Genomic DNA, 18,624 nt, shown 5'->3' with positions numbered 1-18,624 from the left:
TTGCGCCGCACTACTGTGGCTCATGGGTTTTGGGCGAGGCTGGCAAGGTGAAACCGGACACCGAGCGCCGCAGTTGGCTGGCCATTTTTGCCAGGTTGCCAATGCTGTCAGCGGTCGCGGTCGAGCCGGACGAGGTCTGGTTGGTGATTTGCTGAATCACGTTCATGGTCAGGGAAATTTGTGACGCTGAAGTGGTTTGCTCTTGCGCGGCGTTGGAAATGCTCTGAATCAAGTCAGCAAGGTTCTGTGACACGCCTTCGATTTCTTCCAGCGCCACCCCGGCGTCGTGCGCCAAACGCGCGCCGCGCACCACTTCGGTGGTGGTTTGTTCCATGGAGATCACGGCTTCATTGGTGTCAGCCTGAATCGCCCGCACCAGGGTCTCGATTTGCCGGGTCGCCGCCGACGAACGTTCAGCCAGGCGCTGGACCTCGTCAGCTACCACCGCAAAGCCGCGCCCGGCATCACCGGCCATCGAGGCCTGAATGGCCGCATTCAACGCCAAAATGTTGGTTTGGTCCGCAATGTCATCAATCAGGCTGACAATGTCGCCGATTTCCTGAGAAGACTCGCCCAAACGTTTGATCCGTTTGGCGGTGTCCTGAATCTGGTCCCGAATGTTGTCCATGCCGTGGATGGTGTTGTGCACCACTTCATTGCCTTTGTTGGCAATCGCCACCGAACGCTCCGCCACCGCCGACGACTCGGACGCATTGGCCGAGACCTGATCAATCGACTGGGCCATTTGCTGAACCGCCCCAGAAGCCTCGGCGATCTGCTGAGCCTGATGCTCTGATGCATCGGCCAGTTGCATGGCGGTGGCCTGGGTTTCCTGCACGGCAGCTGCCACCTGGCCCGCGGTCAGGTTAATGGTGGCCACCAATTCGCGCAGTTGGTCGATGGAGTAGTTGATGGAGTCGGCAATCGCTCCGGTGAAGTCTTCGGTCACCGACGCGGTCACTGTCAGATCACCGTCCGCCAAGTCTTCGATTTCGTCCAGCAAGCGCATGATCGCGTTTTGATTTCGCTCGTTCTTTTCAGCGGTTTCACGCAATTGACGATTGGTCTCGCGCACCATCACCAGCCCGATGAGGATGATCGACATCAGCGCCAGCAGGCCCAGAACATAGCCGCCAATGATGTCCAGCGAACGCCCGCTGGCGAGATTTTCGAAACCGTTGGCCAGCGTTGACGCTTCGTCGAGCATGGTTTGCGACAGGCTGAAAATGGTATTGGCGGCCTCTCGCACTTGAAACAGCTGGGGCGACGTTTCGAGGATCTCGTCCACCGAACCCGACACAAACTGGAACAGCTCCGAGATTTCCAGCAGCCGGGCGCGGGCGTCTTTGTCTTCAACCCGAGTAATTCTGAGCCCGTCATTGCCTTCGAGCATGCCATTGAGCACTTGCCCGAAACGGTTGGCATCACGGCCAAAGGCATCAGCCGCCTGGGCGGCGCTCTCGTCACCGGCCAGCACCGTGTTGACCGCCCCTAAAATGCGTTCAGCGAGCAAGGACTGACGCTGGGCCAGGGCAACCTGGCTGGCCGGGGCTCCACGCTGCAACAAAATCTCGACGACCTTTTCGTACTCGACCTGCAACTGCGGCACAGTCTCGGCCAGGGTGGCCGCCACCTGATGCAACGACAATACGGTTTGTTCGCTGGCCAGAATCGCGTTGGTGCTTTGCAGCAACTGCTCCCAGTCGCGCTGAACGGCCTGCATTTCCTTGTGCACAGTAGGTGGCGCAGGCGGCAGGCCGGTCGACGGGTCGCCTTTTTGCAAGTAACCCCAACGTTGGCTGAAGTCGTTGCGCGCGTCGCTGAGCAACTTGAATGCGGCGGCTTTACCGGCGGCGGCTTCAGTGGCGTTTTTGGCGATACGTTGCGACAACACGCGCAATTCGCCAGCGTGGCTGATGTATTGCTTGTCGTAGTTGGACTGGGTGTTGAGGTAAGCAAAGTTGGCGAACAACAGCATGATGAACACGATCAGGGCGATAAAAAGCACGATGATCTGCGAACGACTGCGCGACCCTTCCATTGGTTTAGCGGTATTGGCTGTGCTCATCGATCAGGCCCTGGCATCCCGTAGTAAAGCTGAAGGTAAAACGCACGCCCTGTTCACACCGCCACAGCCCAAAACTGCGGCGCCCGGGCCAGAGCGAACGGGCTGAAAATCCACCATGCGGGCTGACCGGCGAAATGCCCCTGAATATAGGGCGCAAACGAAAGGCCGGGTAAGGCCTGTACATCGGTGTCCAGCTCGGACTGGGCAAAGTGCTGCATGCCCAGCACTTCGTCCACTTGCAAACCGACAAATACGTCTTTGTATTCCAGCACCAGCACGCGCCGCTGCTTGCGCAAGGGCGATAACTCAATCGCGAAAAAGCCGCACAGATCCATAATCGGCAACAGTTGCCCACGCAGGTTGGCCACCCCTTTAACCCAGGGTTTTACGCCCGGCAGCAAGGTAAAGCGCGGCTCGTGGAGGATTTCGGCAATTTCACCCAAGGGCGCCACAAAGCGGTGCTCCCCCATGCGAAAGCCAATGCCGCTCCAGGCTTGGGCCTCGGCCTGCGTTTGCACAGGCACCACACCCGCTGCCAGCGAGCGACAGCGCTGGTCTATCTCAAGCAGCAGTTCGAAGGCCGTCAGTGAATCAGGCATCAGAAGGCCATCACTTGTCCGATTTGTTGGCTAACACCGAGGTCACCGTCTTGATCAGCATCTCTTCATCGATCGGCTTGGTGATGTAGTCCTTGGCCCCTTGGCGCGTGCCCCAAACCTTATCGGTATCTTGATCTTTGGTGGTCACGATAATCACCGGGATATGGGTGGTTTCGGCGTCTTTGGTCAACTGGCGCGTCGCCTGAAAACCATTAAGGCCCGGCATCACGATGTCCATCATGACCAGGTCGGGCTTTTCCAGCCGTGCCAGCGCCACACCATCTGCGCCGTTTTCAGCCTTGAGCACTTCATGACCGTGCTTTTCAAGCATGCTGGTCAGTTTGTACATTTCAGTCGGCGAGTCATCGACGATCAGAATGCGAGCCATGGTGTTCCCCATTTATAAGGTGATCGGCCGACTGGCCGGCGTCATTGAGCGTTCGGGACGACGTTGAAACCCGGCACATGGGCCTTGATTGCACTCAGCAGCTCATCTCGGCTGAAAGGCTTGGTCAAAAATTGATCAGATCCGACAATCCGCCCCTTGGCCTTGTCAAACAACCCATCCTTGGACGACAGCATAATCACCGGCGTGGTTTTAAACGCCCGGTTGTTCTTGATCAGTGCGCACGTCTGATAGCCATCCAGACGCGGCATCATGATATCGACAAAGATGATATGCGGATGATGGTCGACAATCTTGGCCAGGGCATCAAAACCGTCGATCGCCGTAATGACCTCGCAGCCCACGTTTTTCAGCAACGTTTCTGCGGTGCGGCGAATGGTCTTTGAATCGTCGATCACCATCACCTTCAAGGCGCTGGAATGCTTATCCATATGTGCTCTACCATCGCCACGGCGACCCGTTTTGTGACAACTGTGCGGCTTGTAGCCGTAAATCCTTGATGGACAAGGGCTGCAAGCACTGTGCGAGCCTTTTTAGCACAGACGCGACCTGCAATCTATCGGACGGTTTTTTCTTGACCACAGACCACACTCAGCGCCACTCTTGCGCCACTTTTTTGAGTCAGCAGATGACCTGTAGGAGCGAGCTTGCCTCGCGATCTTTTGACCTTTTTAAAGCTCGCGAGGCAAGCTCGCTCCTACCGTTAGTTGCATAACGCCTTTTGCCCACCATTTATTTAAGGAATTTGCCATGAGCGTTCGAGTCGGGATTGTCATGGACCCCATTGCGGGCATCTCCTATAAAAAGGACAGCTCGCTGGCCATGTTGCTGGCCGCACAGGACCGCGGCTGGACGCTGTTCTATATGGAGCAGCAAGACCTTTACCTGAACGAAGGCAAGGCCCGTGCGCGGATGAAGCCGCTCAAAGTGTTCGCCAACCCCGAGAAGTGGTTTGAGCTGGAGGCCGAAACCGACACAGCCCTGAGCGATCTGGACGTGATCCTGATGCGCAAGGACCCGCCCTTCGATATGGAGTTTGTGTACTCCACCTATTTGCTGGAGCAAGCCGAGCGCGACGGTGTGCTGATCGTCAACAAGCCGCAGAGCCTGCGTGACTGCAACGAAAAACTGTTCGCCACCCAGTTCACCCAGTGCACACCGCCGACTGTGGTCAGCCGCCGCGCCGACGTACTGCGTGAGTTCGCTGCCCTGCACGGCGACGTGATCCTCAAGCCGCTGGACGGCATGGGCGGCACGTCGATTTTCCGCCATCGGGTAGGCGATCCCAACCTGTCGGTGATCCTCGAAACCCTGACCGCCAACGGCACTCAGCAAATCATGGCCCAAGGCTACCTGCCAGCGATCAAGGACGGCGACAAACGCATCCTGATGATCGACGGCGAGCCTGTTCCGTATTGCCTGGCGCGTATCCCGGCACAAGGCGAAACCCGTGGCAACCTGGCCGCTGGTGGCCGTGGTGAAGCCCGTCCGCTGACCGAAAAGGATCGCTGGATTGCAGCCCAAGTGGGTCCAACACTGCGTGAAAAAGGCCTGTTGTTTGTAGGCTTGGACGTAATCGGTGAGCACCTGACCGAAATCAACGTCACCAGCCCGACCTGCATCCGCGAAATAGACAACGCCTTTGGCACTAACATCGGCGCCCTGTTGATGGATGCGATTGAGCGCAAGCTCGCCGCACGCTGATCTGCAACATCCAGAAAAAGACCAACATTGCGCTATCATGCGCACCCTGTGAAACCCGCGATGTTGGTCTTTTTGCCATGACACTCCCCAGCGACCTGCCCTCCGAACTCAGCCACAAAGGCGCGCGGGCGGCTGATCGCCTGGGTTTTACCCTGTTTGTTGCAGCGCTGATCCATATTGCGGTGATTTTGGGCGTGGGTTTCAGTGTCAGCGAGCCCAAGCAAATCAGCAAAACCCTGGAAATCACTCTGTCGACTTTCAAGAGCGAGAAAGCGCCTGAGAAAGCTGACTTTCTGGCGCAAGACAACCAGCAGGGCAGCGGCACGCTGGATAAAAAAGCCGTGCCCAAGACCACCGAAATTGCCCCGTTCCAGGACAACACCGTTAATAAAGTCACGCCGCCTCCGGCTGCCAAGCCCGAGCAGCCTAAAGCAGCGCCCAAAGCAGCCGTGACCACGGTGGCACCCAAGCCCAAAAAAGCCCCGAGCGAACCGCAAAAAGTCAAAACTGAAGCGGCGCCCAAGGCCAGTGTTCCTACGTTCGACAGCTCGCAGCTGTCCGGGGAGATTTCCAGCCTGGAAGCCGAACTGGCCAACGAACAACAGCTGTATGCCAAACGCCCAAAGATCTACCGCATGAATGCGGCGTCAACCATGCGCGATAAAGGTGCTTGGTATAAAGAAGACTGGCGCAAGAAAATCGAACGTGTGGGCAACCTGAACTACCCCGAGCAAGCGCGCCGAGAAAAGATCTACGGCAAGCTGCGACTGCTGGTGTCTATCAACCGCGATGGCTCATTGCATGAAGTGCTGGTGCTGGAGTCGTCCGGGCAACCGTTGCTGGATCAAGCCGCGCAGCGCATCGTGCGCCTGGCCGCGCCTTTTGCACCGTTTACCGGCGACCTGGCAGATATCGACCGCCTTGAGATCATCCGCACATGGCGCTTCGGCCCGGGCGACCAGTTGTCGAGTAACTAAGCCAGCTCCCACGGAGCCCCCAATTGTTTCGCTATCGCCAACTTGTCAGTTCCCCTAGTCAGCGCCACACTTAGGCCCATGAAAAAGCACACGCCAACCTACCTCAAGCATCAATTCCTGATCGCCATGCCGCACATGGCTGACCCTAATTTTGCCCACACCGTGACCTACATCGTCGAGCACACGGAAAATGGGGCCATGGGGTTGGTGATCAATCGGCCGATGGAGCTGAGCCTGGCGGATATTCTTGAGCAGTTGCGCCCCGATGTACTGTCGTCGCCTTTGTGCCAGCACATTCCCATCTACGGCGGCGGTCCGGTGATGGTCGACCGCGGTTTTGTCTTGCACCCCGCCACGATGAACTTTGACGCCACCGTCGAACTGTCGGACGGGTTGGCACTGACCACCTCGGTCGACATCCTGTTCAGCATTGCTGACGGTCGCGGCCCACAGCGCAGCTTGATTTGCCTGGGCTACGCCGGGTGGGACGCTGGCCAGTTGGAGGCCGAACTGGCCGACAACGCCTGGCTGACCTGCCCCTATTCAAGTGACATCCTGTTTGCAACTTCCAGCGAGCTGCGCCTCGACGCAGCCGCCAAACACCTCGGAGTGAACCTTAATTTGCTAACCAGTCAAGCAGGCCATTCCTGATGGCCAGCCTTCGTTTACTGCTGGGTTTCGACTACGGCACCCGTTCCATCGGGGTGGCTGTCGGCCAGATGATCACCGGGCAAGCCCGTGAGCTGTGCAACCTGAAAGCCGAAAACGGTATTCCCAAGTGGGAAGAAATCGAAAAGCTGATCAAGGAATGGCAACCCGACGCCATGGTGGTCGGCATGCCCCTGAACATGGACGGCACGCCGAGCGAGTTCTGCGCCCGCGCGCAAAAATTTGCCAATCGTCTCAATGGCCGCTTCAATCTGCCGGTGTTTACCCACGATGAACGTCTGACTACCTTCGAAGCCAAGGGCGAACGCCGCGCCCAAGGTGGCCAGCGAGGCAGTTACCGCGACAACCCCGTTGACGCCATCGCCGCCAAACTGGTGCTGCAAGGCTGGCTCGACGAACACCCGGAACACCCTCAAGCCTGACGCTGCGTTTGCACCACTGACGCGCCCCATTGTTTGCGCCCGCCGCCGCACGCTTTGCCACGCGGGCCTTTTAAGGAGCCACCATGATCTTGCCTGTTCCCGCTGAACTGATCTCTCAGATGGCCATTGATCTCAAGGCCCATCTGGCCCGTCGCGGCATCACCGAACCCCGTTTCATCGGCATTCGCACCGGCGGCATCTGGGTTGCTCAGGCGCTGCTGCGTGCACTGAAAAGCGATGCGCCGCTGGGCACGTTGGATGTGTCCTTCTACCGCGATGACTTCAGCCAAAACGGCCTGCACCCGCAAGTGCGCCCCTCAGACCTGCCGTTCGAAATTGAAGGCCAGCACCTGGTGCTGATTGACGACGTGCTGATGAGCGGCCGTACCATCCGCGCCGCGCTGAACGAACTGTTCGACTATGGTCGTCCTGCCAGCGTGACGCTGGTCAGCCTGTTGGACCTGGACGCTGCCGAGCTGCCTATCCGTCCGAACGTGGTGGGCGCGACCTTGTCACTCAAGCCAACCGAGCGCGTCAAATTGTCCGGCCCTGCGCCGCTGACCCTCGAGCTTCAAGATTCATCTCTAGACCCAGCCCTTTAAGAGACCATTGCGATGACGCCTACAGACGCCAAGCGCCCGCTACAGCTCAATGATCAGGGCCAGTTGCGCCACTTCCTGTCGCTCGACGGGTTGAGCCGTGAGCTGCTGACCGAAATCCTCGACACCGCAGACTCCTTCCTTGAAGTCGGCGCCCGGGCAGTAAAGAAAGTCCCGCTGCTGCGCGGCAAGACCGTGTGCAACGTGTTCTTCGAGAACTCCACCCGCACCCGCACCACCTTTGAAATGGCGGCTCAGCGCCTGTCCGCCGACGTGATCACACTGAACGTGTCGACCTCGTCGGCGAGCAAGGGCGAAACCCTGCTCGACACGCTGCGCAACCTTGAAGCCATGGCCGCCGACATGTTCGTGGTGCGTCACGGCGACTCCGGGGCCGCGCACTTTATTGCCGAGCACGTGTGCCCGCAGGTGGCGATCATCAACGGCGGCGACGGCCGTCACGCGCACCCGACCCAGGGCATGCTCGACATGCTGACCATCCGCCGGCACAAAGGCAGCTTTGAAAACCTCTCGGTGGCCATCGTCGGCGACATCCTGCACTCGCGGGTCGCGCGTTCGAACATGATCGCGCTGAAAACCCTGGGCTGTAAGGACATCCGCGTGATCGCACCCAAGACCCTGTTGCCGATCGGTATCGAGCAATACGGCGTGAAGGTGTACACCGACATGAACGAAGGCCTGAAAGATGTCGACGTGGTGATCATGTTGCGCTTGCAGCGCGAGCGCATGTCCGGAGGCCTGCTGCCGAGCGAGGGCGAGTTCTACCGCCTGTTCGGCCTGACCACCGCCCGCCTGGCCGGTGCCAAGCCGGACGCTATCGTGATGCACCCTGGCCCGATCAACCGAGGCGTGGAAATTGAGTCGGCAGTGGCTGACGGCCCTCATTCGGTGATCCTCAACCAGGTGACATATGGCATCGCCGTGCGCATGGCCGTGCTGTCCATGACCATGAGCGGGCAAACGGCCCAGCGCCAATTCGAACAGGAGAAGGCCCAGTGAAGCTCAGCATTCTCGGCGCTCGCGTAATCGACCCAGCGAGCCAGCTGGATCAAGTGACAGACCTGCACATTGAAGCCTGCAAACTCGTCGCCATTGGTGCGGCACCTGCTGGCTTCACCCCAAACCAGACCCTCGACGCTCATGGCCTGGTGGCGGCACCGGGGCTGGTTGACCTTAACGTCGCCCTGCGTGAGCCGGGTTACAGCCGCAAAGGCACCATTGCCAGCGAAACCCGCGCAGCGGCGGCCGGTGGCGTGACCAGCCTGTGCTGCCCGCCGCACACCAAGCCCGTGCTCGACACCTCGGCGGTGGCCGAATTGATCCTGGACCGTGCCCGCGAAGCGGGTAACTGCAAAGTGTTCCCGATCGGCGCACTGAGCAAAGGCCTGGAAGGTGAGCAACTGGCCGAGCTGATTGCCCTGCGTGACGCCGGTTGCGTGGCGTTCGGCAACGGTCTGAGCAGCTTCAGCAACACCCGTACCCTGTGCCGGGCGCTGGAATATGCAGCGACGTTCGACCTCACAGTGATTTTTAACTCGCAAGACCGCGACCTGGCCGAAGGCGGCATCGCCCACGACGGCCCAATGGCGGCTTTCCGGGGGTTGCCGGGCATTCCGGAAACCGCAGAAACCGTGGCCCTGGCCCGCGACCTGCTGCTGGTTGAGCAAAGTGGCGTGCGTGCGCACTTCAGCCAACTGACCAGCGCACGCGGCGTGGCCCTGATTGCTCAGGCACAGGCTCGCGGCCTGAAAGTAACCGCCGATGTGGCGCTGTATCAGCTGATTTTGACGGATGAAGCGCTGGTGGACTTCTCCAGCGTGTACCACGTGCAACCGCCGCTGCGCACCCGCGCTGACCGCGACGGTCTGCGGGCGGCCGTGAAGTCGGGGGTGGTGCAGGCTATTTCCAGCCATCACCAGCCTCACGAGCGCGACGCCAAACTGGCACCGTTTGGCGCGACCGAGCCGGGCATGAGCAGTGTTGAACTGCTGTTGCCACTGGCGATGACACTGGTAGAAGACGGCCTGTTGGACTTGCCGACCTTGCTCGCCCGCCTCAGCGCAGGCCCGGCTCAGGCATTGCGCCTGCCAGCGGGTCGTTTGGCGGTGGGTTCACCTGCCGACCTGGTGCTGTTCGACCCGGCGGCTTCGACAGTTGCCGGTGAGAAATGGCTCTCCAAAGGCGACAACTGCGCGTTCCTCGGCCATTGCCTGCCGGGCGCCGTGCGTTACACGCTGGTGGATGGGCGGATCAGTTACGAAGGCTAAGCACGCAGCCCTCTTGTAGAAGCGAGCTTGCCTCGCGATCTTTTAAAAGATCGCGAGGCAAGCTCGCTCCTACGAGTTTTGTGTCTTAACGGCGCTCAGCGTTCTTGATCGAGATCTGGTCGTTCAAGGTCCAAAAGTCATACAGCACGCCGATCAGGAAAAAACCGCCCGTGAACAAGTAGATGATCCCGGTGATCCACTTGCCCATGTACATGCGGTGTACGCCAAACACGCCCAGGAACGTCAGCAGAATCCAGGACACGTTGTAGTCGGTATCACCTGACGTAAAACGCAGGTCCGCTTCACGGTCCATGCTCGGGATCAGGAACAAGTCGATCAGCCAACCTATTCCCAACAACCCAAAGGTGAAAAACCAGATCGTCCCGGTCACCGGCTTGCCGTAATAGAAGCGGTGCGCCCCCAGGAAACCAAAAATCCAGAGCAAATAACCCAGCACTTTGCTGTGGGTATCGCGCTGTACATCGTCTCGATAGCCGCTCATAAATGCCCTCTTTGCTGCTGATAGAAAAATATTGTGACTTTTTTTGTGACTTTTTTACTGTCTCGCAACAGGTAAAAGTGTCTTACAAAAAATGGCGCAAAGCCTTGTACTACCTGACTTGCACAGTTTCCATGTGACATTTCGTCACCACGTTTAGCCTTTTTGACCCCCGAGTCCAATCGACAAACGGCCTGAGAAAGGACAAAAAAGCTGTTATAAAGTTTCGCGCTAACCACCCATTGAGCCCTGCCGAATGCGTCCTATATTCAAGACATGGCTAACCATTTGCCTATTAATGCCACTGGCCGCCCACGCCACCAATCGTGAGCAACATCTTCCATCCGGCTTCACTGGCTTCACCGCAAAGTCATCTGCGAGTGCTGCCCATGTCGCCACTAACAGCAAAACCACGACCAAAACCGTCGTGCGCCCAACGTCCAGTAAAGCGCACCGCAAGGTCCCAGGCAAAATTGCCACCGCTTCACTGACCGCTGCCAACAAGCAAAGCAGCGCTGTATTGAGCCGTGCCGTTAACGTGCTGGGTACTCCTTATCGTTGGGGCGGCAGCAGCCCAAGTAAAGGGTTCGACTGCAGCGGATTGGTCAAATACGCCTTTAACGACGTAAAAGCTGTGAATCTGCCCCGCAGTTCCAGCGAAATGGCCAGCGGCCATGGCCAAAAGATCGAACGCAAGGATTTGAAACCTGGCGACTTGCTGTTTTTCAACATCAAGAGCCGCAAGGTTAACCACGTTGCCATTTACCTGGGCAATGACCGGTTCATCCACGCGCCACGTCGCGGCAAGTCAGTGACCATCGACACCCTGAACAAACCTTACTGGCAGAGCCACTACGTGGTTGCCAAGCGTGTATTGCCTAAAGAACAAACCAAATTGCAGGTTGTTCAGCGCTAAACACACACGCACTCCCTTGTAGGAACGAGCTTGCCTCGCGATCTTTTGACTGTTTAAAAGATCGCGAGGCAAGCTCGCTCCTACACGGTTATATCAAGCCGTTTTCTTTCAGCCGTTTCAGGCTCATCTCCAACGTCTGCATCCCCACCGCCCCGCCGGTCTGGATAGTAGAAACCATCTGCGCCACCTTGTTTTCCCGGATCAAATTACGAATCGCCGGCGTCGCCAGCATGATTTCGTGAGCGGCTATCCGACCGCCTCCCACGCGTTTAACCAGCGTTTGAGAAATCACCGCCTGCAGTGATTCAGACAACATGGCCCGCACCATGGCTTTTTCTTCGGCTGGAAACACGTCCACGATCCGGTCGACCGTTTTGGCTGCCGACGCGGTGTGCAGCGTCGCCAACACCAAGTGCCCCGTTTCTGCTGCTGTCAGCGCCAGGCGAATGGTGTCCAGGTCACGCATTTCACCCAGCATGATCACGTCCGGGTCTTCGCGCAGTGCCGCACGCAAGGCCGCCGCTACGCTGTGGGTGTCACGCGACACTTCACGCTGGTTGATCAAGCATTGACGCGGCGTGTGAATAAACTCAATCGGGTCTTCAATGGTCAGGATGTGCTGCTGACGGGTGGTGTTGATGTGGTCAAGCATTGCCGCCAAGGTGGTGGTCTTGCCCGAGCCAGTCGCCCCCGTCACCAGCACCAGCCCTTGTGACAGGCGACAGAGCTCGCCAAACACCTCGCCAAGGCCGAGGGATTCAATGCTTGGGACTTGCGCAGCAATGCTGCGAAACACCGCCCCAGCGCCACGGTGCTGCTCGAAGGCATTGACCCGAAACCGCCCCAAGCCCGGCATCGTGTACGAAAAATCAGCTTCGTGATCTGTTTCAAACGCTGTGCGCTGTGCGTCGCTCATCACGCTGCGGATAAGTTCGCGCACCTGATCCGGCGCCAGCACCGGCAGTTGGCAACGCTGCATCTCCCCATCCACCCGCAGCATAGGCTCCACACCTGCTGACAGGTGCATGTCTGAAGCCCCGTGTTTGACGCTAAACGCCAACAGGTCGGCGATGTCCATACCCCCTCCCAATTCCAGTAGAATGCCGCAGACTTTCACAACGGCGGGCTTAAATGAATGTCCACGATAGCAGGCAACATTGCTCAGGTTGAGGCTCGAATCCGTGCAGCGGCAGAGGCTGTGCAACGTGATGTAACGAGCATTCACTTACTCGCGGTCAGCAAGACCAAACCCGCAGCCGCCTTGCGCGAAGCGTACGCCGCCGGGATTCGCGACTTTGGCGAAAACTATCTGCAAGAGGCCCGCGCCAAGCAGGTCGAATTAGCTGATCTGCCCTTGTGTTGGCACTTCATCGGCCCCATTCAATCGAACAAGACGCGTGATATCGCCGAGCATTTCGCGTGGGTGCATTCCGTGGACCGCCTGAAAATTGCCCAGCGCTTGTCTGAACAACGCCCGGCCAACTTGCCGCCGCTGAACATCTGCATTCAGGTCAACGTCAGCGGTGAGGCCAGCAAATCGGGCTGCACACCACACGATCTGCCTGCGCTGGCGGCTGCAATCAATGCGCTTCCACGCTTGAAACTGCGCGGCTTGATGGCCATTCCCGAACCCACCGAGGTTCGCGCGGAGCAAGACGCCGCGTTTGCAGCGGTACGCACATTGCAACAAAGCCTGAACCTGGGGCTCGATACACTTTCCATGGGCATGAGTCACGACCTGGAGTCGGCCATTGCCCAAGGCGCCACGTGGGTGCGTATTGGCACCGCGCTGTTTGGTGCACGCGATTACGGCCAGGCTTGAGAAACTCGCCTCACTTTTTATAAGGATCGGTTATGAGCAAAACGTGTATTGCCTTTATCGGGGCTGGCAACATGGCTTCCAGCCTGATCGGCGGCCTGCTGGCCAAAGGTCTGGACGCTGCACAGATTCGCGCCAGCGATCCCGGCGCAGAAACGCGGGCCAAGGTCACGGCCGAGCACGGCATTGAGGTCTTCGCCGACAACGCACAGGCCGTGCAAGACGCTGACGTGATTGTGATCGCGGTCAAGCCACAGGCCATGAAGGCGGTGTGCCAGAACCTGCGCCCGCACCTCAAGCCGCATCAACTGCTGGTATCGATTGCCGCAGGCATCACCTGCGCCAGCCTGCTGAACTGGCTGGGCAACCAGCCGCTGGTGCGTTGCATGCCTAACACCCCGGCATTGCTGGGCAAAGGCGTGAGCGGCCTGTTTGCCACCGCCGATGTCACCGCTGAGCAACGTCAACACGCTGACGAACTGCTGTCGGCCGTGGGGATCGTGCTGTGGGTAGACACCGAAGCGCAGATCGACGCAGTGACCGCTGTTTCTGGCAGCGGACCGGCGTATTTCTTCTTGCTGATCGAAGCCATGACCGCCGCAGGCGTCAAACTCGGTCTGCCGCGGGAAGTCGCTGAGCAACTGGCGCAACACACCGCGCTGGGCGCCGCCCACATGGCCGTGGCCAGCGATGTCGACGCCGCTGAATTGCGCCGTCGCGTCACCTCGCCAGCAGGCACTACAGAAGCTGCGATCAAGTCATTCCAGGCGGATGGTTTTGAAGCCATCGTCGAAAAAGCATTGAGTGCCGCCGCGCACCGCTCGGCCGAAATGGCCGAACAATTGGGTCAATAAAGGAGCACATGATGTCTGGACTTAATGGCGCTGCCATTTTCGTGATTCAAACCCTGGGTAGCCTCTACCTGCTGATCGTGCTGCTGCGTTTCATCCTGCAATTGGTACGGGCCAACTTCTACAACCCGTTGTGCCAGTTCACCGTCAAAGCCACCCAACCACTGCTCAAGCCTTTGCGCCGCGTGATCCCGAGCCTGTTCGGGCTGGACATGTCATCGCTGGTTCTGGCCATCATCGTGCAGATGGTGATCTTCGCCGTGGTGCTGACCTTAAGCTACATGTCGTTCAACGTGCTGGGCCTGCTGGCCTGGGCAATCATTGGCGTCACCGCGCTGTTCTTGAAGGTGTTCTTCTTCGCCATGATCATCAGCGTGATCCTGTCGTGGGTGGCACCGGGCAGCAGCAGCCCTGGCGCTGAGCTGGTCAACCAGATCACTGAACCTGCACTGGCACCGTTCCGCCGCTTCCTGCCAAGCATGGGCGGCCTGGATATTTCGCCGATCCTCGCGTTCATGGTCATCCAGTTGATCCAAAGCTACGTGATCCCGCCTTTGGCGATGTACGTTGGCATGCCGGTCGTGTTGTTCGGCCTGATCTAACGAGAAAACCCTGATGTAGGAGCGAGCTTGCCTCGCGATCTTTTGATCTTTAAAAGATCGCGAGCAAGCTCGCTCCCACAGAGGTTGTATTTCAGTTCAAAAATCAGCCCAGACCATTGCTTGCTGCACTGCCCCCCGCTCATTAGACTTACGCCTCATTTAAATGAGAGCAGGGTCGATGCCAGCTGCCTTTCCCCCCGATTCCGTTGGTCTGGTTGTGCCGCAAATGGCGCACTTCAGCGAACCGCTGGCTTTAGCCTGCGGCCGCTCACTGCCTGCCTATGATCTGATTTACGAAACCTACGGCCAGCTCAATGCCACGGCCAGTAACGCTGTGCTGATCTGCCACGCACTTTCCGGGCACCATCACGCAGCCGGTTTCCACAGTGCCGACGAGCGCAAGCCCGGCTGGTGGGACAGTTGCATTGGCCCCGGCAAGCCGATTGATACCAACAAGTTCTTCGTGGTCAGCCTCAACAACCTCGGTGGCTGCAACGGCTCTACGGGGCCGAGCAGTCTCAACCCCGAGACCGGCCGTCCGTTTGGCGCCGATTTCCCGGTATTGACCGTTGAAGACTGGGTACACAGTCAGGCCCGTCTGGCTGACAGCCTGGGGATCAACCAGTGGGCGGCCGTCATCGGCGGCAGCCTGGGCGGCATGCAAGCGTTGCAGTGGAGCATCAGCTACCCGGATCGCCTGCGCCATTGCCTGGCCATTGCCTCGGCACCCAAGTTGTCGGCGCAAAACATCGCGTTCAACGAAGTGGCGCGTCAGGCCATCCTCACCGACCCCGAGTTCCATGGCGGTTCGTTCCAGGAAAAAGGCGTCATCCCCAAGCGCGGCCTGATGCTGGCGCGCATGGTCGGGCACATCACCTACCTGTCCGATGACTCCATGGGCGAGAAATTCGGCCGCGGCCTGAAAAACGAAAATCTCAACTACGACTTCCACAGCGTGGAGTTCCAGGTTGAAAGCTACCTGCGTTATCAGGGTGAAGAGTTCTCCGGGCGTTTCGATGCCAACACCTACCTGCTGATGACCAAGGCGCTCGACTACTTCGACCCGGCGGCCAACTTTGACGATGACCTGGCCAAAACCTTTGCCGGGGCCAAAGCGCGCTTTTGCGTGATGTCGTTCACTACCGACTGGCGCTTCTCGCCAGCGCGCTCGCGTGAACTGGTGGACGCGCTGATGGCTGCCAAAAAAGACGTCTGCTACCTGGAGATCGACGCTCCGCAAGGCCATGACGCCTTCCTGATCCCGATCCCGCGTTACCTGCAAGCCTTCAGCAACTACATGAACCGCATAGAACTGTGAGAACGCCATGAGAGCCGACCTGGAAATCATCCAAGACTGGATCCCCGCCGGCAGCCGTGTGCTCGACCTCGGTTGTGGTGATGGCGAACTGCTGAGCTGGCTGCGCGACAACAAGCAAGTCACCGGCTACGGCCTGGAAAACGACCCGGACAACATTGCCGAGTGCGTCGCCAAAGGCATCAACGTCATCGAGCAAGACCTGGACAAGGGGCTGGGCAACTTCGCCAGCAACAGCTTCGACATCGTGGTCATGACCCAGGCGCTGCAAGCCGTGCACTACCCCGACCGGATTCTCGACGAAATGCTACGCGTCGGTCGCCAGTGCATCATCACCTTCCCGAACTTCGGTCACTGGCGTTGCCGTTGGTATTTGGCCAGCAAGGGCCGGATGCCAGTTTCCGAATTTCTGCCGTACACCTGGTACAACACGCCGAACATTCACTTCTGCACCTTCGAAGACTTCGAAGCGCTGTGCAGTGAGCGCGAAGCCCGCGTGATCAATCGCCTTGCCGTGGATCAACAACACCGGCACGGGTGGGCGAGTAAGTTATGGCCTAACCTGTTAGGCGAGATTGGCATTTACCGTGTCAGCAGCCCCGGCCTGCAGGATCACCAAATCGCGGTTTAAATCAGTGTGCTCAAGGAGAACGATCATGGGACGGATTGGATTGCTGTTGCTCTCGATGTGCTTTGCCGTTCAGGCCATGGCCGCCGGGGCCACCCAGGTGGGCAGCACAGTGGTCAACTACAACGCCTTCATGAGCAACTTCCTGAGCGCTGAGATCGCGCAAAAGTACGGCTTGCAGCGCAACGACCACCTTGGCGCCTTGAACGTCAACCTGGCCAAGGCTGATCAAAAAATCGCCAGCACCATCAAGGGCACTTACCGCGCCATTGATGAAAAAAAAGCTAAGCCACTCACCTTCAAGCAGGTGATCAATGACCAGGGCTCGATTGATTACTTCGCCCAGTTCCCGGTCAAATCCTCTCAAGTCTATGTGTTTGATGTTGAACTCAAGGTCAACGGCGAAACCAAAGGCATCGAATTTTCCCAAAAGGTCGCTCCGCTCCAATGATTAACCTTACGCAACTGGTCCTGGCTAGCCACAACGCCGGCAAACTCAAAGAACTTCAAGCCATGCTCGGCGAGTCGGTGCAGTTGCGCTCGATTGGAGAATTCAGCAGCGTTGAGCCGGATGAAACCGGCTTGTCGTTCGTTGAAAACGCGATTCTTAAAGCGCGCAACGCGGCGCGCATCTCGGGCTTGCCTGCACTGGCCGACGATTCCGGGCTGGCGGTGGACTATCTCGGCGGCGCGCCGGGCATTTACTCAGCCCGTTATGCCGACGGCCAAGGCGATGCGGCAAACAACGCCAAGCTGCTCGACGCCCTCAAAGATGTGCCCGAAGCCGAACGCGGCGCGCAGTTTGTGTGCGTCCTGGCACTGGTGCGTCACGCCGACGATCCGCTGCCTATCATCTGCGAAGGCCTGTGGCACGGGCGCATCCTGCCTGCGGCCAGCGGCGAGCATGGCTTTGGATACGACCCGCTGTTCTGGGTGCCTGAGCGTAACTGCTCCAGCGCCGAACTCAGCCCGGCCGAGAAAAACCAGCTGAGCCACCGCGCCCGCGCCATGGTCTTGCTGCGTCAGCGTTTGGGCCTGAAATGACCCACGACACACCTCCACAGCCGCTCTATCTGGGTGCGGCTGGCTTTACTCAGCAGGCGCCGCGCGCGCCGCTGACGCAACTGCCGCCTCTGTCGCTGTACATCCATATTCCGTGGTGCGTGCGCAAATGCCCGTATTGCGACTTCAACTCCCATACCGCAAGCCCGGTGCTGCCAGAAGACGAGTACGTCGACGCGTTGCTGGCCGACCTTGATCAAGACCTGCACACCGTCTATGGCCGTGAACTGAGCTCGATTTTCTTCGGCGGTGGCACCCCGAGCCTGTTCAGCGCCGAAGCGCTGGGCCGTCTGCTCAAAGGCGTTGAAGCCCGCATCCCGTTTGCCAGCGACATCGAAATCACCCTCGAAGCCAACCCCGGCACCTTCGAGCAAGAAAAGTTTGTGGCCTACCGCAAGCTGGGGATCAATCGCCTGTCGATTGGCATCCAGAGCTTTCAGCAAGAAAAACTCCAGGCGCTGGGCCGTATCCACAACGGCGACGAAGCGGTGCGCGCCGCCGGTATGGCGCGCCTGGCGGGCTTCGACAACTTCAACCTGGACTTGATGCACGGCTTGCCCGATCAGTCGCTGGACGATGCCCTGAGCGACCTGCGCCAGGCCATTGCCCTCAAACCGACACACTTGTCGTGGTATCAACTGACACTCGAACCCAACACCGTGTTCTGGAACAAGCCGCCTGATTTGCCCGAAGACGACACCTTGTGGGACATCCAGGAAGCTGGCCAAGCATTGCTCGCCGAACACGGCTACGCCCAATACGAAGTCTCGGCCTACGCCCAACCGGGCCGCCCGGCGCGGCACAACCTCAACTACTGGAGTTTTGGCGACTTTATCGGCATCGGCGCTGGCGCTCACGGCAAATTGAGCCATCCTGATGGCCGAATCGTCCGTACTTGGAAAACCCGCTTACCAAAGGACTACCTCAATCCAGCCAAAAGCTTTCAAGCTGGCGAGAAAACCCTGACAGCGGAAGAGCTACCGTTTGAGTTTCTAATGAACGCCTTGCGCCTGACTGACGGTGTCGACTCGGCGCTCTACCCGCAGCGCACAGGTTTGCCCCTCGACAGCTTGAATATTGGACGCCAAGCCGCCGAACAAAGCGGCTTATTGCAGGTCGAACCGACACGGTTGGCCGCCACGGCCCGGGGGCAATTGTTTCTCAACGACTTGTTGCAGCACTTTTTGATCTAAGGAACTC

The 18,624-nt window shown here is 58.8% G+C and carries 22 protein-coding genes; 16 read left to right on the top strand and 6 right to left on the bottom strand.

What is annotated here, in order from left to right; all coding sequences use genetic code 11:
- Window positions 1–10: 10 nt before the first annotated feature.
- Genes RHM56_RS24685 through pilG form a run of 4 tightly spaced genes read right to left on the bottom strand, consistent with a single transcriptional unit; the run spans window position 11 to window position 3,504 of the window.
- Window positions 11–2,068, bottom strand: a complete 2,058-nt coding sequence (locus tag RHM56_RS24685) for a methyl-accepting chemotaxis protein (protein ID WP_416194873.1) — start codon at window positions 2,066–2,068, stop codon at window positions 11–13.
- 53 nt (window positions 2,069–2,121) lie between these two features.
- Window positions 2,122–2,667 (bottom strand): chemotaxis protein CheW, encoded by a 546-nt coding sequence (locus RHM56_RS24680; protein ID WP_322236960.1) that lies wholly within the window; start codon window positions 2,665–2,667, stop codon window positions 2,122–2,124.
- A gap of 10 nt (window positions 2,668–2,677) precedes the next feature.
- Complete coding sequence (gene pilH / locus RHM56_RS24675) at window positions 2,678–3,055, bottom strand: twitching motility response regulator PilH (protein WP_322236958.1); 378 nt, start codon at window positions 3,053–3,055, stop codon at window positions 2,678–2,680.
- A 41-nt stretch (window positions 3,056–3,096) separates the two neighbouring features.
- Entirely contained in the window at window positions 3,097–3,504 is a 408-nt protein-coding gene (gene pilG / locus RHM56_RS24670; RefSeq protein WP_019409156.1) for a twitching motility response regulator PilG, read from the bottom strand.
- A gap of 319 nt (window positions 3,505–3,823) precedes the next feature.
- Here pilG and gshB point away from each other — a divergent pair, with 319 nt between their 5' ends.
- The 7 genes from gshB (at window position 3,824) to RHM56_RS24635 (ending at window position 9,732) form a co-directional block, all read left to right on the top strand.
- Complete coding sequence (gshB, locus tag RHM56_RS24665; RefSeq protein WP_322236955.1) at window positions 3,824–4,777, top strand: glutathione synthase; 954 nt, start codon at window positions 3,824–3,826, stop codon at window positions 4,775–4,777.
- Window positions 4,778–4,854: 77 nt separating this feature from the next.
- Window positions 4,855–5,754, top strand: coding sequence for an energy transducer TonB (locus tag RHM56_RS24660; RefSeq protein ID WP_322236952.1), 900 nt, complete (start codon window positions 4,855–4,857; stop codon window positions 5,752–5,754).
- Between the two features lie 78 nt (window positions 5,755–5,832).
- Window positions 5,833–6,405: a YqgE/AlgH family protein gene (locus RHM56_RS24655; protein ID WP_322236950.1), complete on the top strand. Its 573-nt coding sequence runs from the start codon at window positions 5,833–5,835 to the stop codon at window positions 6,403–6,405.
- A complete protein-coding gene (ruvX, locus tag RHM56_RS24650; RefSeq protein WP_322236947.1) occupies window positions 6,405–6,845 on the top strand; it encodes a Holliday junction resolvase RuvX in 441 nt (146 codons plus the stop codon). Before RHM56_RS24655 ends, ruvX begins: the two co-directional genes overlap by 1 nt.
- 83 nt (window positions 6,846–6,928) lie before the next feature.
- Window positions 6,929–7,447: a bifunctional pyr operon transcriptional regulator/uracil phosphoribosyltransferase PyrR gene (gene pyrR, locus RHM56_RS24645; RefSeq protein WP_322236943.1), complete on the top strand. Its 519-nt coding sequence runs from the start codon at window positions 6,929–6,931 to the stop codon at window positions 7,445–7,447.
- Window positions 7,448–7,459: 12 nt separating this feature from the next.
- Window positions 7,460–8,464 (top strand): aspartate carbamoyltransferase catalytic subunit, encoded by a 1,005-nt coding sequence (locus RHM56_RS24640; RefSeq protein WP_322236941.1) that lies wholly within the window; start codon window positions 7,460–7,462, stop codon window positions 8,462–8,464.
- Window positions 8,461–9,732 carry a dihydroorotase gene (locus tag RHM56_RS24635; RefSeq protein ID WP_322236939.1) on the top strand — a complete coding sequence of 424 codons (1,272 nt, stop codon included), beginning with the start codon at window positions 8,461–8,463 and terminating at the stop codon, window positions 9,730–9,732. The genes RHM56_RS24640 and RHM56_RS24635 overlap by 4 nt, the downstream gene beginning before the upstream one ends.
- A gap of 85 nt (window positions 9,733–9,817) precedes the next feature.
- Here the strand turns inward: RHM56_RS24635 and RHM56_RS24630 are convergent, their stop codons facing one another.
- Window positions 9,818–10,234: an NINE protein gene (locus RHM56_RS24630; RefSeq protein ID WP_019409165.1), complete on the bottom strand. Its 417-nt coding sequence runs from the start codon at window positions 10,232–10,234 to the stop codon at window positions 9,818–9,820.
- Window positions 10,235–10,487: 253 nt separating this feature from the next.
- On the opposite strand from RHM56_RS24630, the gene RHM56_RS24625 reads away from it, so the two are divergent.
- Window positions 10,488–11,147 carry a C40 family peptidase gene (locus tag RHM56_RS24625; protein ID WP_322236937.1) on the top strand — a complete coding sequence of 220 codons (660 nt, stop codon included), beginning with the start codon at window positions 10,488–10,490 and terminating at the stop codon, window positions 11,145–11,147.
- Window positions 11,148–11,235: 88 nt separating this feature from the next.
- Here the strand turns inward: RHM56_RS24625 and RHM56_RS24620 are convergent, their stop codons facing one another.
- A complete protein-coding gene (locus RHM56_RS24620; RefSeq protein ID WP_322236933.1) occupies window positions 11,236–12,225 on the bottom strand; it encodes a type IV pilus twitching motility protein PilT in 990 nt (329 codons plus the stop codon).
- Window positions 12,226–12,282: 57 nt separating this feature from the next.
- Here RHM56_RS24620 and RHM56_RS24615 point away from each other — a divergent pair, with 57 nt between their 5' ends.
- The 8 genes from RHM56_RS24615 (at window position 12,283) to hemW (ending at window position 18,617) form a co-directional block, all read left to right on the top strand.
- Window positions 12,283–12,969 carry a YggS family pyridoxal phosphate-dependent enzyme gene (locus RHM56_RS24615; protein WP_322236931.1) on the top strand — a complete coding sequence of 229 codons (687 nt, stop codon included), beginning with the start codon at window positions 12,283–12,285 and terminating at the stop codon, window positions 12,967–12,969.
- Between the two features lie 32 nt (window positions 12,970–13,001).
- Entirely contained in the window at window positions 13,002–13,820 is an 819-nt protein-coding gene (gene proC, locus RHM56_RS24610; RefSeq protein ID WP_322236929.1) for a pyrroline-5-carboxylate reductase, read from the top strand.
- Window positions 13,821–13,831: 11 nt separating this feature from the next.
- Window positions 13,832–14,419, top strand: coding sequence for a YggT family protein (locus tag RHM56_RS24605; protein WP_322236927.1), 588 nt, complete (start codon window positions 13,832–13,834; stop codon window positions 14,417–14,419).
- A 178-nt stretch (window positions 14,420–14,597) separates the two neighbouring features.
- Complete coding sequence (metX, locus tag RHM56_RS24600) at window positions 14,598–15,737, top strand: homoserine O-succinyltransferase MetX (protein WP_322236925.1); 1,140 nt, start codon at window positions 14,598–14,600, stop codon at window positions 15,735–15,737.
- A 7-nt stretch (window positions 15,738–15,744) separates the two neighbouring features.
- Window positions 15,745–16,365 carry a methionine biosynthesis protein MetW gene (metW, locus tag RHM56_RS24595; protein ID WP_322236923.1) on the top strand — a complete coding sequence of 207 codons (621 nt, stop codon included), beginning with the start codon at window positions 15,745–15,747 and terminating at the stop codon, window positions 16,363–16,365.
- A gap of 25 nt (window positions 16,366–16,390) precedes the next feature.
- Entirely contained in the window at window positions 16,391–16,813 is a 423-nt protein-coding gene (locus RHM56_RS24590; RefSeq protein WP_322236922.1) for a DUF4426 domain-containing protein, read from the top strand.
- Window positions 16,810–17,406, top strand: coding sequence for an RdgB/HAM1 family non-canonical purine NTP pyrophosphatase (rdgB, locus tag RHM56_RS24585; RefSeq protein WP_322236920.1), 597 nt, complete (start codon window positions 16,810–16,812; stop codon window positions 17,404–17,406). The genes RHM56_RS24590 and rdgB overlap by 4 nt, the downstream gene beginning before the upstream one ends.
- Window positions 17,403–18,617, top strand: coding sequence for a radical SAM family heme chaperone HemW (gene hemW, locus RHM56_RS24580; protein ID WP_322236917.1), 1,215 nt, complete (start codon window positions 17,403–17,405; stop codon window positions 18,615–18,617). Before rdgB ends, hemW begins: the two co-directional genes overlap by 4 nt.
- Window positions 18,618–18,624 lie beyond the last annotated feature (7 nt).

This window comes from Pseudomonas sp. CCC3.1 (assembly GCF_034347405.1).
In the GTDB taxonomy this organism is placed as follows: Bacteria; Pseudomonadota; Gammaproteobacteria; order Pseudomonadales; family Pseudomonadaceae; genus Aquipseudomonas.
Note: the sequence above shows the minus strand (reverse complement) of the source record. Positions and strands in the feature narration are given on the sequence as shown.

Excerpts from the sequence above, each read along its gene's own strand:
- metX (WP_322236925.1), top strand. The coding sequence starts at position 14,598 with ATGCCAGCTGCCTTTCCCCCCGATTCCGTTGGTCTGGTTGTGCCGCAA.
- RHM56_RS24630 (WP_019409165.1), bottom strand. The coding sequence starts at position 10,234 with ATGAGCGGCTATCGAGACGATGTACAGCGCGATACCCACAGCAAAGTG.
- metW (WP_322236923.1), top strand. The coding sequence starts at position 15,745 with ATGAGAGCCGACCTGGAAATCATCCAAGACTGGATCCCCGCCGGCAGC.
- RHM56_RS24625 (WP_322236937.1), top strand. The coding sequence starts at position 10,488 with ATGCGTCCTATATTCAAGACATGGCTAACCATTTGCCTATTAATGCCA.
- RHM56_RS24605 (WP_322236927.1), top strand. The coding sequence starts at position 13,832 with ATGTCTGGACTTAATGGCGCTGCCATTTTCGTGATTCAAACCCTGGGT.
- RHM56_RS24655 (WP_322236950.1), top strand. The coding sequence starts at position 5,833 with ATGAAAAAGCACACGCCAACCTACCTCAAGCATCAATTCCTGATCGCC.
- proC (WP_322236929.1), top strand. The coding sequence starts at position 13,002 with ATGAGCAAAACGTGTATTGCCTTTATCGGGGCTGGCAACATGGCTTCC.
- ruvX (WP_322236947.1), top strand. The coding sequence starts at position 6,405 with ATGGCCAGCCTTCGTTTACTGCTGGGTTTCGACTACGGCACCCGTTCC.
- RHM56_RS24590 (WP_322236922.1), top strand. The coding sequence starts at position 16,391 with ATGGGACGGATTGGATTGCTGTTGCTCTCGATGTGCTTTGCCGTTCAG.
- RHM56_RS24685 (WP_416194873.1), bottom strand. The coding sequence starts at position 2,068 with ATGAGCACAGCCAATACCGCTAAACCAATGGAAGGGTCGCGCAGTCGT.
- RHM56_RS24660 (WP_322236952.1), top strand. The coding sequence starts at position 4,855 with ATGACACTCCCCAGCGACCTGCCCTCCGAACTCAGCCACAAAGGCGCG.
- pyrR (WP_322236943.1), top strand. The coding sequence starts at position 6,929 with ATGATCTTGCCTGTTCCCGCTGAACTGATCTCTCAGATGGCCATTGAT.
- gshB (WP_322236955.1), top strand. The coding sequence starts at position 3,824 with ATGAGCGTTCGAGTCGGGATTGTCATGGACCCCATTGCGGGCATCTCC.
- rdgB (WP_322236920.1), top strand. The coding sequence starts at position 16,810 with ATGATTAACCTTACGCAACTGGTCCTGGCTAGCCACAACGCCGGCAAA.
- RHM56_RS24680 (WP_322236960.1), bottom strand. The coding sequence starts at position 2,667 with ATGCCTGATTCACTGACGGCCTTCGAACTGCTGCTTGAGATAGACCAG.
- pilH (WP_322236958.1), bottom strand. The coding sequence starts at position 3,055 with ATGGCTCGCATTCTGATCGTCGATGACTCGCCGACTGAAATGTACAAA.
- RHM56_RS24640 (WP_322236941.1), top strand. The coding sequence starts at position 7,460 with ATGACGCCTACAGACGCCAAGCGCCCGCTACAGCTCAATGATCAGGGC.
- pilG (WP_019409156.1), bottom strand. The coding sequence starts at position 3,504 with ATGGATAAGCATTCCAGCGCCTTGAAGGTGATGGTGATCGACGATTCA.
- RHM56_RS24620 (WP_322236933.1), bottom strand. The coding sequence starts at position 12,225 with ATGGACATCGCCGACCTGTTGGCGTTTAGCGTCAAACACGGGGCTTCA.
- RHM56_RS24615 (WP_322236931.1), top strand. The coding sequence starts at position 12,283 with ATGTCCACGATAGCAGGCAACATTGCTCAGGTTGAGGCTCGAATCCGT.
- hemW (WP_322236917.1), top strand. The coding sequence starts at position 17,403 with ATGACCCACGACACACCTCCACAGCCGCTCTATCTGGGTGCGGCTGGC.